13 protein-coding genes are annotated in these 12,683 nt (G+C 72.8%); 11 read left to right on the forward strand and 2 right to left on the reverse strand.

The features are described from left to right. The first annotated feature begins 296 nt into the window (after positions 1 to 296). The 7 genes from paaK (at position 297) to ACZ7KX_RS02620 (ending at position 7,221) form a co-directional block, all read left to right on the forward strand. A complete protein-coding gene (paaK, locus tag ACZ7KX_RS02590; RefSeq protein ID WP_470324902.1) occupies positions 297 to 1,631 on the forward strand; it encodes a phenylacetate--CoA ligase PaaK in 1,335 nt (444 codons plus the stop codon). A 281-nt stretch (positions 1,632 to 1,912) separates the two neighbouring features. Beyond that, positions 1,913 to 3,040 carry a substrate-binding domain-containing protein gene (locus tag ACZ7KX_RS02595; RefSeq protein WP_470324903.1) on the forward strand — a complete coding sequence of 376 codons (1,128 nt, stop codon included), beginning with the start codon at positions 1,913 to 1,915 and terminating at the stop codon, positions 3,038 to 3,040. A 126-nt stretch (positions 3,041 to 3,166) separates the two neighbouring features. Beyond that, entirely contained in the window at positions 3,167 to 3,946 is a 780-nt protein-coding gene (locus tag ACZ7KX_RS02600; RefSeq protein ID WP_396550742.1) for an ATP-binding cassette domain-containing protein, read from the forward strand. 71 nt (positions 3,947 to 4,017) lie between these two features. Then, positions 4,018 to 5,286 (forward strand): sugar ABC transporter permease, encoded by a 1,269-nt coding sequence (locus ACZ7KX_RS02605; protein WP_470325095.1) that lies wholly within the window; start codon positions 4,018 to 4,020, stop codon positions 5,284 to 5,286. Between the two features lie 185 nt (positions 5,287 to 5,471). Beyond that, entirely contained in the window at positions 5,472 to 6,143 is a 672-nt protein-coding gene (locus ACZ7KX_RS02610; protein ID WP_470324904.1) for a class I SAM-dependent methyltransferase, read from the forward strand. Positions 6,144 to 6,313: 170 nt separating this feature from the next. Continuing rightward, positions 6,314 to 6,598, forward strand: a complete 285-nt coding sequence (locus tag ACZ7KX_RS02615; RefSeq protein WP_470324905.1) for a hypothetical protein — start codon at positions 6,314 to 6,316, stop codon at positions 6,596 to 6,598. A gap of 185 nt (positions 6,599 to 6,783) precedes the next feature. Continuing rightward, positions 6,784 to 7,221, forward strand: a complete 438-nt coding sequence (locus ACZ7KX_RS02620; protein WP_470324906.1) for a GNAT family N-acetyltransferase — start codon at positions 6,784 to 6,786, stop codon at positions 7,219 to 7,221. 91 nt (positions 7,222 to 7,312) lie between these two features. On the opposite strand, the gene ACZ7KX_RS02625 is transcribed toward ACZ7KX_RS02620, so the two are convergent. Beyond that, positions 7,313 to 8,776, reverse strand: coding sequence for an aminopeptidase P family protein (locus ACZ7KX_RS02625; protein ID WP_470325096.1), 1,464 nt, complete (start codon positions 8,774 to 8,776; stop codon positions 7,313 to 7,315). Positions 8,777 to 8,861: 85 nt separating this feature from the next. On the opposite strand from ACZ7KX_RS02625, the gene ACZ7KX_RS02630 reads away from it, so the two are divergent. Together ACZ7KX_RS02630 and ACZ7KX_RS02635 are read left to right on the forward strand one after the other, a co-directional pair. After that, positions 8,862 to 9,596 (forward strand): helix-turn-helix domain-containing protein, encoded by a 735-nt coding sequence (locus ACZ7KX_RS02630; RefSeq protein ID WP_470324907.1) that lies wholly within the window; start codon positions 8,862 to 8,864, stop codon positions 9,594 to 9,596. Between the two features lie 305 nt (positions 9,597 to 9,901). Next, entirely contained in the window at positions 9,902 to 10,903 is a 1,002-nt protein-coding gene (locus tag ACZ7KX_RS02635; protein ID WP_470324908.1) for an ArsR/SmtB family transcription factor, read from the forward strand. A gap of 123 nt (positions 10,904 to 11,026) precedes the next feature. Here ACZ7KX_RS02635 and ACZ7KX_RS02640 read toward each other — a convergent pair whose 3' ends face one another. After that, positions 11,027 to 11,353, reverse strand: a complete 327-nt coding sequence (locus ACZ7KX_RS02640; protein ID WP_470324909.1) for a rhodanese-like domain-containing protein — start codon at positions 11,351 to 11,353, stop codon at positions 11,027 to 11,029. 37 nt (positions 11,354 to 11,390) lie between these two features. Here ACZ7KX_RS02640 and ACZ7KX_RS02645 point away from each other — a divergent pair, with 37 nt between their 5' ends. Together ACZ7KX_RS02645 and ACZ7KX_RS02650 are read left to right on the forward strand one after the other, a co-directional pair. Next, a complete protein-coding gene (locus ACZ7KX_RS02645) occupies positions 11,391 to 12,005 on the forward strand; it encodes a TetR/AcrR family transcriptional regulator (RefSeq protein ID WP_470324910.1) in 615 nt (204 codons plus the stop codon). Positions 12,006 to 12,102: 97 nt separating this feature from the next. After that, entirely contained in the window at positions 12,103 to 12,459 is a 357-nt protein-coding gene (locus ACZ7KX_RS02650; protein WP_470324911.1) for a DUF6086 family protein, read from the forward strand. The last annotated feature ends 224 nt before the right edge of the window (positions 12,460 to 12,683 follow it).

Consider the following 12,683-nt stretch of genomic DNA (forward strand, 5'->3'; position numbering starts at 1 on the left):
GGGGAGAAACCGAACTACTGAACCATGCGGCCGGGTCGGGGGAGGGCGCCCATGGGTCAAACTTCGGTAATGATTTTCATATCGGCCAGCCAAGGGGGCGGGGCGAAGTCGGCGCGAAGGTGTCGGAACTTCGCATTCCGGAAGTGTCGCGTGATCCCTTGACAGTCGGTTCGGGTACTGGATTACTGGCCCTGACTGCGACGCCTGGCCGAACGACCGGTAGGCATCCCCGGGTCGGGCGATCCCGGACCGGTCGGGCGACGGCTCCGGGGCTGCCGATCAGCGAAGGAGCGACGATGAGCGGCACCGCACCCGTCCCGCGCCGACACCTCGGCGAGCCGATCCCGCCCGGGCTCCTGGACGCCGGTGAGCGGATGGGCGTGGACGAGCTGCGCGCCCACCAGCTCACCCGGCTGCGGGCCACCCTGCGGCACGCGTACGACAACGTCGAGCTCTACCGCCGCAAGTTCGACGCGGCCGGGGTGCACCCCGAGGACTGCCGCACGCTGGCGGACCTCGCCCGCTTCCCCTTCACCACCAAGGCCGACCTGCGCGAGGGCTACCCGTTCGGCATGTTCGCCGTCCCGATGGAGGAGGTCCGCCGGATCCACGCCTCCAGCGGCACCACCGGCCGGCCGACCGTGGTCGGCTACACCGAGAACGACCTCTCCATGTGGGCCGACGTGGTCGCCCGCTCGATCCGCGCGGCCGGTGGCCGGCCCGGCCAGAAGGTGCACATCGCCTACGGCTACGGCCTGTTCACCGGCGGCCTCGGCGCGCACTACGGTGCCGAGCGGGCCGGCTGCACCGTCATCCCCGCCTCCGGCGGCATGACGGCGCGGCAGGTGCAGCTGATCCAGGACTTCGAGCCCGAGATCATCATGGTCACCCCGTCCTACCTGCTCACCCTGCTGGACGAGTTCGAGAAGCAGGGCATCGACCCGCGCGGCACCTCGCTCAGGGTGGGCATCTTCGGCGCCGAGCCCTGGACGGAGGAGATGCGGCGCGAGATCGAGGAGCGGCTCGACCTGCACGCCGTCGACATCTACGGCCTGTCCGAGGTGGTCGGCCCGGGCGTCGCGCAGGAGTGCGTGGAGACCAAGGACGGGCTGCACGTCTGGGAGGACCACTTCTACCCGGAGGTCGTCGACCCGTTCACCGACGAGGTGCTGCCCGGGGGCGAGGTCGGTGAGCTGGTCTTCACCTCGCTCACCAAGGAGGCGCTGCCCGTCATCCGCTACCGCACCCGCGACCTCAGCCGTCTGCTGCCCGGCACCGCGCGTCCGGCCTTCCGGCGGATGGAGAAGGTCACCGGCCGCAGCGACGACATGATCATCCTGCGCGGGGTGAACCTCTTCCCGACCCAGATCGAGGAGATCCTGCTGCGCACCCCGGCCGTCGCGCCGCACTTCCAGCTGCGGCTCACCCGGGAGGGGCGGCTGGACCGGATGACCGTCCGGGTCGAGGCGCGGCCGGACGCGCCCGCCGAGCAGCGGGACGCGGCGCGGGAGGCGATCGTCCGCGCGGTGAAGGACGGGATCGGCGTGACGGTCGCGGTCGAGGTGGTCGAGCCGTACACCCTGGAGCGCTCGGTCGGGAAGATCAAGCGGGTGGTGGACGAGCGGGGCTGACCCGGCAGGAGGGCGACCCGCCGGGGCTGACCCGGCAGGAGGGTGACCCGCCGGGCCGCGGAGCCGCCCGGCCGCCTGGACGCGGAGAGGTCGGAGGCGCACGGCTGTCCGGGGGGTGATGCCGTGCGCCTCCGACGTCTACAGAAATGTAGACGGTCGATCGGGTGCGAGTCCAGCCGCCTCCCCGGCTACCCGTTCGGACCACCGGATTCGTGGGCTCGGCACATGCTTCCCAGACTCGGAGAGGAGAAGGGGGTGGACCCAACCGGAGAGGCATCTTCATGAGCATCGGTCTTCGCCGCGTCCTCGCGGTCACCGCCGTGGTTTCCCTCGGCCTCGGCATGGCGTCCTGTGGCAGCGCCAAGCAGTCGTCCGGAGGCGGTGGCTCCCCGGGCACCGCGGCAGCCGGGAGCGGCAGCGCGTCCGTGGGGGCCGTCCGGATCGCCCTGCTGCTGCCGGAGACCAAGACCACCCGCTACGAGCAGTTCGACCGCCCGCTGATCGAGCAGAAGATCAAGGAGCTCGCGCCGGACGCCCAGATCGACTACTACAACGCCAACCAGGACGCGACGCTCCAGCAGACCCAGGTGGACACCGCCCTCACCAAGGGCAGCAAGGTGCTGATCCTGGACCCGGTGGACTCCAAGTCGATCCAGTCCTCCGTCCAGAAGGCCCACGACGCCAACGTCAAGGTGCTCGCCTACGACCGCCTCGCCCAGGGCCCGATCGACGCGTACGTCTCCTTCAACAACAACAAGGTCGGCCAGCTGCAGGGCCAGGCCCTGGTGGCTGCGGTGGGCGACAAGGCCAACGCCGGCCAGATCATCATGATCAACGGCTCGCCCACCGACCCCAACGCGGCCGACTTCAAGGCCGGCGCGCACAGCGCGATCGACGGCAAGCTGAAGATCGGCAAGGAGTACGACACCCCGCAGTGGGACCCGAACCTGGCCAACCAGGAGGCCGCGGCGGGCATCACCGCGATCGGCCCGGCCAACGTGGTCGGGATCTACTCCGCCAACGACGGCATGGCCGCCGGTATCGCCACCGCGCAGAAGGCGGCCGGGATCAACACCCCGCTCACCGGCCAGGACGCCCAGCTCGACGCCATCCAGCGGATCCTGATCGGCACCCAGACCATGACCGTCTACAAGCCGTTCAAGCCGGAGGCGGACGCCGCGGCCCAGATGGCCGTCGCCCTGGCCGCCGGCCAGACCCCCGCCGCCTCCATCGCGCCGACGACGGCCACCAACGGCAGCAATCACAAGGCGATCGCCAACCTGCTCACGCCGATCGTCGTCAACAAGGACAACGTCAAGACCACCGTGGTCCAGGACGGCCTCTACACCGTGGCCCAGATCTGCACGCCGGACTACGCCGCCGCCTGCCAGTCCGCCGGCCTCACGTAACCGGCGTCGCCCGTCCGGCGTCGCCCGTCCGACGTCGCCCCTTCGGCGTCGCGCTCCCGACGTCCCCCCTCGAACCCGATCAGGCCCCGCCTCCACGACGGAGGCGGGGCAAGGGAGTTGGTCACTGTGGCAGGTGAGACCGTACTGGCCCTGCGTGGGGTCTCCAAACGGTTCGGCGCCGTCCAGGCGCTCACCGACATCGAACTGGAGGTGCACGCCGGCGAGGTGGTGGCCCTGGTCGGCGACAACGGCGCCGGCAAGTCCACCCTGGTCAAGGCCATCGCCGGGGTGCACCAGCCCGACGAGGGCGTCATCGAGTGGCAGGGCAGACCGGTGACCATCCACCGGCCCCAGGACGCCCAGCAGTTGGGCATCGCGACGGTCTACCAGGACCTCGCGCTCTGCGACAACCTCGACGTGGTCGGGAACCTCTTCCTCGGCCGCGAGATCCGGCGCTTCACCATCCTCGACGAGGTCGCGATGGAGAAGCGCTCCCGGGCACTTCTGGACACCCTCTCCATCCGCATCCCCAGCGTGCGGATCCCCGTCGCCTCGCTCTCCGGCGGTCAGCGCCAGGTCGTCGCGATCGCCCGCGCGCTGATCGGCTCGCCCAAGGTCGTGATGCTGGACGAACCCACCGCGGCCCTCGGCGTCGAGCAGACCGCCCAGGTGCTCGACCTGGTCGAGCGGCTGCGCGAGCAGGACCACGGCGTGATCCTGATCAGCCACAACATGGCGGACGTGATGGCCGTCGCGGACACCGTCGCGGTGCTGCGCCTCGGCCGCAACAACGGCGTCTTCGACAAGCGCTACACCAACCAGGAAGAGATCATCTCGGCCATCACCGGTGCCACGGACAACGCCGTGACCCGCCGGAAGGCCCGGGGCCAGGAGGGTTCCGAGTGAGCGAGAACATCCCCGGGAGCCCCCCGGGCGGCGAGCCCGAACGCCATCACGTCCCGCTGCCCGAGGACAGCATGTCCGTCGGCGGCGTCAACGCCCCCGAGCCGGTCGCCCCCGGGGCGACCCCCGCCGTCGACCCCCGGCTGATCGTCCGCCAGGAGGGCGTCAAGGGCTACGTGGGGGAGTTCCGCCGCCGCCTGAGCAGCGGTGAACTCGGCTCGCTGCCCGTCGTCCTGGCGCTGATCGTGATCTGGGCCGTGTTCGGCAGCCTGAACAGCAGCTTCCTGTCCGCCCAGAACCTCTCCAACCTGTCCCAGCAGATCGTCGGCACCGGCATGATCGCGATCGGTGTGGTCTTCGTGCTGCTGCTCGGCGAGATCGACCTCTCGGTCGGCTCGGTCAGCGGCCTGTGCGCCGCGATCTACGCCGTCCTGAGCGTGACCAACGGCGTCAACCAGTGGCTGGCGCTGCTCACGGCCCTCGTCGGAGGCGCCGTGGTCGGCTGCATCCAGGGCGTCTTCTTCGCCAAGGTCGGCGTCCCGGCCTTCGTCGTCACCCTCGCCGGTAACCTCGGCTGGAACGGCCTGATGCTGCAGATCCTCGGCGCCACCGGCACCGTCAACCTCCCGGGCAACGACATCGTCTCCAGGCTCTACAGCACCATCTACGGCCAGCAGGCCGCCGCCTACGGCGCGGCGGCGATCGGTGTCCTGCTGTTCCTGTTCGCCTCGCTGGTCGACGCCCGGCGGCGGCAGGCCGCGGGCGTGCCGTCCCGCCCGCCGACCGACATCGTGCTGCGCACCGTCCTGCTGGCGATCGTCGCCTTCCTCGCCGCCTACACGCTCAACCAGTACAAGGGGCTGCCCCTCGCGCTGCTGATCTTCCTGATCTTCATCGTGGTGCTGGACTTCGTGCTGCGCCGCACCTCCTACGGCCGCCAGGTGTTCGCGCTCGGCGGCAACATCGAGGGCGCCCGGCGCGCGGGCATCAACGTGGCCTGGATCCGGATCAGCGTCTTCACCATCTGTTCCACGATGGCGGCCGTCGGCGGCCTCTTCCTGGCCGCGCAGATCCAGTCGGCCAGCCAGACCTCCGGCGGCGGCAACCTGCTGATGAACGCCATCGCGGCGGCCGTAATCGGCGGCACCAGCCTCTTCGGCGGGCGCGGCAAGACCTGGTCGGCGCTGCTCGGTGCGCTGGTGATCGGCTCGATCCAGTCCGGGATGAACATCGAGGGCCTGAGCAACGCCATCCAGTTCATGATCACCGGCCTGGTGCTGCTGGCGGCCGTCGTGGTCGACTCCCTGGCCCGTCGCACCCAGAAGGCCGCCGGTCGGGCCTGAGCATCCGCACCCGGGCCCCACGGCGGGCCCGGTCACCCGCGCGCGGGCGCCCGTGGTTGGCACGGGCGCCTGCGCGCGGGCGTCCGTGGTGGGCGTGGGCGCCTGCGCGGGCGTGTGTGCGGGGCGTCCGTGGTGGGCGTCCGTGGGGGGCGTGGGTGCCTGCCCGGGGGCTCTATGCTGCGCACATGCCGAATGAGCTGCGTACTCTTCAGCCGGCCGAGGACCTCGCCTTCATCCGGCGCGAGACCGAGCTGAAGCCCGTCCCCTTCGTGCCCGAGATCAGTCTGCACATGGCCGATGACGCCATCGCCCTGTGGGAGACCACCGAGCGGGCGCGCGGGGAGGCCGGGCTGCCGCCGCCGTTCTGGGCCTTCGCCTGGGCCGGCGGCGTGGCCGTCAGCCGCTACGTGCTGGACCACCCCGAACTGGTGGCGGGCCGTACGGTGCTGGACGTCGCGGCCGGATCCGGGCTGGTCGGGGTGGCCGCCGCGCTGCGCGGCGCGACCTCCGTGCGCGCCGCCGAGATCGACGCCTACGCGGTGGCCGCGATCGGCCTGAACGCCGAGGCCAACGGGGTGCGGGTGGAGGGCGCCCTGGTGGACCTGGTGGACGGGGACGGCGCCCCGGCCGAGGTGGTGCTCGCGGGCGACGTCTTCTACGAACGGGCCATGGCCGCCCGCTTCCTGCCGTTCCTGGAACGGGCCGCCGCGCGCGGCGCCACCGTCGTCGTCGGCGACCCCGGCCGGGCCTACCTGCCGCGGGAGCGGTTCACGGCGGTGGCCGCGTACCAGGTGCCGGTCGTGGCGGACCTGGAGGACACCGCGGTCAAGACCACCACGGTGTGGCGGCTCGGCTGACGGGCGTTCAACCCGCGTCGGAGCGATGGGGTTCCGGTGCGGGTGCGGTGCGGGTGTGGTGTCCGAGGGCCTCCGGTGCGATCGGTGACGAACAGTCATGCGACCATGGTTACCGGCTGGTAGTCCGATGATGTCCAGCCAGCGAAACCGCACCACCGTAAGGAGTCACCATGCGTCGACGCATCTCCGCCCTCGTCCTGACCGCAGCCCTGGCCGGCGGCGCTCTGGCGACGGTCGCCCAGGTCGCCACCGCGCAGCCCGCGGCCGCCGCCTCGATCACCGTTGACCTCAACAAGATGCGCCAGCAGGTCGCCGACCTGCGCGCGAAGGCCAACCGCCTGGACCACGAGGGCGAGCACGCCGCGGCCCGCAAGGCCCGCGCCCAGGCCGATGCGCTGCAGCGCCGGATCGACCAGATCGAGAAGGCCGACCGCGAGACCACGCACCACTTCTGAGGCACGCTCGCCGGTCGACGCCGCCCGCCCCGCCCGCTCGTCGGGCCGGGGCGGGCGGCGCCGTCGTTCCGCCGCGGGGACACGGGCCGTCGGGGGACGGTGGGGACATGGGGCATGGGGGCATGGGCCGTCCGGGGAGTGGAAATCCCGGTGACGGGACGGGAGTGACTGCTAGACAGACCCCCATGACCGATCGGATAACCCTGCGCCCCGCCAGCCCCGACGAGATCCCCGCCCTGCTCGCCCTCTGGGCCCGGGCGGCCAAGGGCACCAGCATCACGGACGACGCGGCGGGCGTGGCCGCGCTGCTCGCCCGGGACCCCGAGTGCCTGATCGTCGCCACCCCGGCCGACGACCCGGCGACCCTCCTGGGCACCGTGATCGCCGGCTGGGACGGCTGGCGCTGCCACCTCTACCGCCTCGCCGTCGACCCCGAACACCGCCGCCGGGGCATCGGTGCCGCGCTGATCGCCGCCGCCGAGGAGCGCTTCGCCGAGCTCGGCGGCCGCCGCGTCGACGCCATGGTGCTGGACGACAACCCCCTCGGCCACCGCACCTGGCAGGCCGCCGGCTACCGGCCGGAGCCGCAGTGGAGCCGCTGGGTCAAGCCGCTGGCGGGCTGACGCCGACCCGGCGCGGCCGGGCCCGGACTCGGGCACCAGCCCCGGGGCCCGGACCCGGGACCCGGCCGCGCCGGGACGCCGGCCGGCGGCGTCAGCCGCGCAGGGCCGCCAGCCAGGCCTCGACCTCGTCGGAACGGCGGGGGAGGGCGGCGGAGAGGTTCTCGTTGCCGTCCTCGGTGACCAGGATGTCGTCCTCGATCCGCACGCCGATGCCGCGGTACTCCTCGGGCACGGTCAGGTCGTTCAGCTGGAAGTAGATGCCCGGCTCGACGGTGAGCACCATGCCCGGCTTCAGCGGGCCGTCCACGTGGATCCCGGTGAGGGAGTGGGCGCAGTCGTGGACGTCGATGCCAAGCATGTGGCCGGTGCCGGCCAGCGTGAAGCGGCGGTGCAGGCCCAGCTCGTACACCTTGTCGGCGGTCAGGTCGCCGAACAGGCCCCAGGAGGTGAGGTGTTCGGCGAGCTCGCGCTGGGCGGCGCGGTGGAAGTCGCGGAAGTCCGCGCCCGGCCTCACCGCGGCGATGCCGGCCTCCTGCGCCGCGAACACGGCGTCGTAGACCTTGCGCTGCAGGTCGGTGAAGCGACCGCTGACCGGCAGGGTGCGGGTGATGTCGGCGGTGTAGAGGTGGTTGGTCTCCACGCCCGCGTCGAGCAGCAGGAGGTCGCCGGGCCTGGCGTGGCCGTCGTTGCGCACCCAGTGCATGGTGGTGGCGTGCGGCCCGGCCGCGGCGATGGTGCCGTACCCGACGTCGTTGCCCTCGACCCGGGCCCGGACGAAGAAGGTGCCCTCGATCAGCCGCTCCGCCGTCGCGGTGTCGGTGCCGAGCACGCGCACCACGTCCTCGAAGCCGCGGGCGGTGGCCGCGCAGGCGAAGCGCAGCTCGGCGATCTCGAACTCGTCCTTCACCAGGCGCAGTCCGGACAGGAAGGTCTCGAACTCCTCGTCCCGCTCGGCGACCGCCCGGCCGTCCAGCGCCGCCTCCACGCCCGCGTCGTGGCGGCGCAGCACCCGCACCGGGCCGGTGGCCGCGTGCAGGTCGGCGTGCACGGTGCGGACGTCCCGGCAGGGCAGGCCGAGCAGCCGCTCGCTCTCGGTCAGGCTGTTGCGCCGGCCGTCCCACAGCTCGCCGTGGGTGTCCAGCCAGAACTCGCCGTTGTCGATCTCCGAGCGGTCGCGCAGGTACAGCACGGCGGTGTGCCCGCTCGCGCCGGCCGGCTCCAGCACCAGCACGGCGTCCTGGGACTGGTCGCCGGTCAGGTAGGCGTAGTCGGAGGACGGGCGGAACGGGTAGTCGGTGTCGTTGGCCCGCACCTTGGGGTTGCCGGACGGGACCACCAGCAGCTCGCCGGGGAAGGCGGCGGACAGCTCGGCGCGGCGGCGGGCGGTGTGCGCGGCCTGCGGGACCGGCTCCAGCGCGGTGCGCTCGGTGTCGGCCCAGCCCTGCTTCATGTTCTCGGCGAGTTCGTCCGTGACGCCACGGGTCAGGCCGTTCTTCCGGTACTTGATGGTGTCGGCGGGCTCGGTCACTACGGTCTCCTGGTGAGGGTGGTGGATGCGGTGTGCTCCGCTACGCTGCCCCGTCCGTCGGCATGCGTCCCGTACGGTATATCGAACGGTGCCGGGAGAGAAGAGGTCGAGCGTGAACGACGCCGGGGAATCCGTCCGGGGCGGGCGGTCCGTCCACGGCGGGGAGGCCGCCGGGGAGTCCGTCCGGGGCGTGCTCGCCGCCAACCTGAAGCGGGTGCGGGCGCAGCACGGGCTCTCGCTGTCCGAGCTGTCCCGGCGGGCCGGGATCGGCAAGGCGACGCTCTCCCAGCTGGAGGCCGGCGCCGGCAACCCGACCCTGGAGACCGTGCTCGGACTCTCCCGGGTGCTCGGCGTGCCGATCTCCGACCTGGTGGAGGCGCGGCCCGCCGACGAGGTGACGGTGGTGCGGGCGGCCGACGTCGAGGTGCTGAGCGGCCGGGGCGTCGACCTGCGCCCGCTGCGCCGGATCGAGTCCGGGGACGTGGTGTTCGAGGTCTACGACCAGCAGGTGCGCACCGACGGCACCCAGATCTCCGGCGGCCACATCGGCACCGAGCACACCATCGTCCAGGCCGGCCGGCTGCGGGTGCGGGCGGGCCGCCGGGAGGTCGAGCTCGGCCCCGGCGACTACGTCGGCTTCGACGCCTCGCTGCCGCACTCCTACACCGCGGTGGGCGGCGAGCCGGTGCGCTCGGTGCTCCTGCTGCAGTACCGCGCGGAGCAGCGGCTGCACCTTGCCGACGCCGAGGAGCCGGTGGGTGAGCCGGTGGGCGGTCCGGCGGGTGACTCGGCACTGCCGGCCGTCGCACGACCGGCGCTGGGATGCTCGCTGGGCGACGACCACTGACGGGGCCGGCGACACCGACAGAACTGACGGCCACTGGCCGAGCCGGCGAGCACTGGCGGAGCTGCGGAGCCGGTTCGCCGGGCGGTCCCGACCGTTCGGTTTACCGAACCCCCGGATGGCGCTCCGGCCCCCACTCCCCTCGTGGTGGGGGCCGGAGCGAGCCCGTGCCGCGCCGACCCGGGAGAGCATGCCAAGCGCGGCCGGGCCGTCGCCATGCATTAGCCTCTGGGCCTAATGGTCAAGACGGTCGAGCTGGTCGGGAAAGCGCCAGGTCACGGCGGTGGCGGGGAGCCGGGGGGCGGTTCGTGATCACACTGCGGTTCGGGGTCGCGGACCTCGCGCGGACCCGGTTCGTCATCTCGCCGCTCGACCACCTGATGGCGGGCACCGCTCAGTTGGGCGTGCGCCAGTGCGTCGGGCCGCGCAGCGAGCGCTGGTGGCGTGACGTCCGCCGCCATGTGCCGCACCGGTCCGGGCGCTTCCTCGACCTCGTCAACGCGAGCGCGGTCGGCGTCCCCAGCTTCATGGCGGCGGACCTCGACGCCGTGCGTCGGCAGCTGACCGACGAGCTCGACGCGATCCTCGCCCTGCCGCAACAGGCCGTCGACGACGACCTTGCGGTGTTCGCCGGCGAGACCGAACTCCCCTCCGCCCTGGCCCGGTTGCGCGACGACGGCTCCCGAGGAATGCGTGAGGTCAGCGACGGCGCCTGGGCGCTGTTCCGCTCCTGCCTGGCGCCGGACTGGCCCGAGATCCGCCGCGTCCTGGAGGCCGACATCGCCGCCCGTGCCCGCACCGCCGCCCGCTCCGGCATCGGCGCGGTGCTCGGCTCGCTGCACCCGAACGCGGTCTGGCGGGACGAGGGCGTCCTGGAGTGCACCCTCGCCGACCTGGAGGGCACCTTCGACCTGGACGGCCGGGGTCTGGAGCTGCGGCCCAACTACTTCCTCCAGCAAGGCCTCGGGCTGCTCGCCGGACAGGACCGACCGAGCCTGCTGCTCCACCCGGTCGGCTCCCCGCCGGCCGGGCCCCCGGCCCGGCCGCCGGCCGCCGACGGCCTCGCCGCCGTCCTCGGCCCCGCCCGGGCCCGCGTGCTGCGCGCCATCGCGGGCAGCCCCTGCTCGACCACCGAACTCGCCCGCCTGCTCGGCGTCACCCCGCCCTCCGCCTCCGCCCACGCCACCGCCCTGCGCGGAGCCGGCCTGATCGTCACCCGGCGCGAGGGCAAGCAGGTCCGCCACACCCTCACCGACGTCGGCCACGACCTCCTGCTCGACAACCCGGCGCCCCCGGCACCCGGCGCATGAGCCGTGGCGGCGCGGCTCGGCGGCGGCCGTGCGGTGCTGCGTTCGTGTCGGTGGCCGATGCGGTGGTCCGTCGGTGCGGCAGGGCGAGGGCTCCGTGGGGAGTCCTCGCCCTGTGCCGGTAGGTCAGGCGGTTTCGGTGGGGAGGCCGGCCTCGACCCAGTCCTGGATGCCCTCCCGGTACTTGCGGACGTTGGTGTAGCCGAGGTGGGTGAGTCGGTCGGCGACCTGTCCGCTGTTGGGGCACGCCGGGTTGGAGCAGTAGGTGACGATCGCGGTGTCGCGGTCGGGGAGCAGGGCGGCCGCCCGGACGTCGACGTCGGCCGGGGTCAGCGCCAGAGCGCCGGGCAGGTGCTGCCGGGCGTAGTACTCGCCGCCGAGCGTGTCGACGACGGTCACGGTGCCGGCCTCGATCGCCGTCGCCAGTTCGTCGCGGGTGATGAGTGCGGTCATGCCACGTCCTTCCAGGGAATCGGACTACAGTCCTGTTATGACTCAAGACAGTAGCGGACTGCAGTCCGCTTCGGCAATGCCCCTGGAGCTGCTGCGGACGCCGCCGCCCAAGGAGCGCGCGGACGCGGCCCGGAACCGGGCCGCGGTGCTGGAGGCGGCCGCCCGGCTCTTCGCCGAGCACGGTGTCGAGGCCGTGTCCATGGATCAGGTGGCCGCAGCCGCGGGCGTCGGCAAGGGCACGCTGTTCCGCCGGTTCGGTGACAAGTCGGGGTTGGCCGCCGCCCTGTTGGACGCCCGGGAGCGGGTGCTGCAGGAGGCGGTCCTGTCCGGGCCGCCCCCACTCGGCCCGGGGGCCCCGGCCGACGAGCGGCTGGCGGCGTTCCTCGACGCCTATCTCGACTACCTGCTGGAACACCTGGCGCTCGTCCGCATGTCCGAGACCGCCACTCCGGGGGCCCGGTACCGGATCGGGGCCTACCGGTTCTGGCATCGCCATGTGGAGATCCTGCTCGCCGCCACGCCGGACCCCGACCACACCGCCCACGCCCTGCTCGCCCCCCTGGCGGCCGATCACGTCGCGGCGCTCCTGCCGGAGATCGGCGAACGGCGGATGCGCACCGGTCTGCTCCGCCTCGCCCGGGCGGCGATGTGACGATCCCGCCCCGACCGGGGCGCGTGGGCGACGGCCCGTCCACCTGTGAGGGTGTCGACGCGGGCCGATTCGAGTGGCGGGGAGAGCGGGGGACCGCATGAGCCAGTACTACGAGATGGACGGCGAGACGCTGTGGAACCCGGCCACCGGGGTGTCCCGGCTGTTCCTGCGCCAAGTGGCCGACTTCGAGGCCGAGCTGGGCCTGCCCTCGGGCATCGGGCCGATGACCGGGGACGAGGCCGAGCTCGACGCGGTCGCGTTCGGCGCCTTCGTCAAGGCCCTGTCGGCCTGGTACCAGAGGCTGCAGCACCCCGTGCTGCGCGCCCTCTCCGAGGGATTCGTGGTGGCGGTCCTGGCCCTGGCCGACCGCGCGGGCACCGCCTGGGGCGAGGAGGTGTCCGACCCGCGGCTGCGCGAGCGGGTGCCGGAGCTGCTCCGGAGCATGGCGCGCTGAGTGCCCGGATGCCAGGGCCGAGTGCCCGAGTGTCAGGGCCGAGCGCCCGAGTGTCAGAGCTGAGCGCCCGAGTGTCAGAGGGGCGGCGCGTCAACCGAGGCGTCCCACTCTCCGCCCGGGTGTACGAACGGTGTGGAAACGGCCCGTGAATTGTTCCCCCCCAGGGCTGTCGTTCGGGCGGCCCCGTCGAGCCGGTCGACGGCGGGTGCGCGGCCGTGGGCGGT

It is taken from the genome of Kitasatospora sp. NPDC038210 (assembly GCF_055600605.1).

Bases quoted from the DNA above. Each gene is read 5' to 3' on its own strand.
- paaK (WP_470324902.1), top strand. From the start codon at position 297: ATGAGCGGCACCGCACCCGTCCCGCGCCGACACCTCGGCGAGCCGATC.
- ACZ7KX_RS02595 (WP_470324903.1), top strand. From the start codon at position 1,913: ATGAGCATCGGTCTTCGCCGCGTCCTCGCGGTCACCGCCGTGGTTTCC.
- ACZ7KX_RS02605 (WP_470325095.1), top strand. From the start codon at position 4,018: ATGTCCGTCGGCGGCGTCAACGCCCCCGAGCCGGTCGCCCCCGGGGCG.
- ACZ7KX_RS02610 (WP_470324904.1), top strand. From the start codon at position 5,472: ATGCCGAATGAGCTGCGTACTCTTCAGCCGGCCGAGGACCTCGCCTTC.
- ACZ7KX_RS02615 (WP_470324905.1), top strand. From the start codon at position 6,314: ATGCGTCGACGCATCTCCGCCCTCGTCCTGACCGCAGCCCTGGCCGGC.
- ACZ7KX_RS02620 (WP_470324906.1), top strand. From the start codon at position 6,784: ATGACCGATCGGATAACCCTGCGCCCCGCCAGCCCCGACGAGATCCCC.
- ACZ7KX_RS02640 (WP_470324909.1), bottom strand. From the start codon at position 11,353: ATGACCGCACTCATCACCCGCGACGAACTGGCGACGGCGATCGAGGCC.
- ACZ7KX_RS02645 (WP_470324910.1), top strand. From the start codon at position 11,391: ATGACTCAAGACAGTAGCGGACTGCAGTCCGCTTCGGCAATGCCCCTG.
- ACZ7KX_RS02650 (WP_470324911.1), top strand. From the start codon at position 12,103: ATGAGCCAGTACTACGAGATGGACGGCGAGACGCTGTGGAACCCGGCC.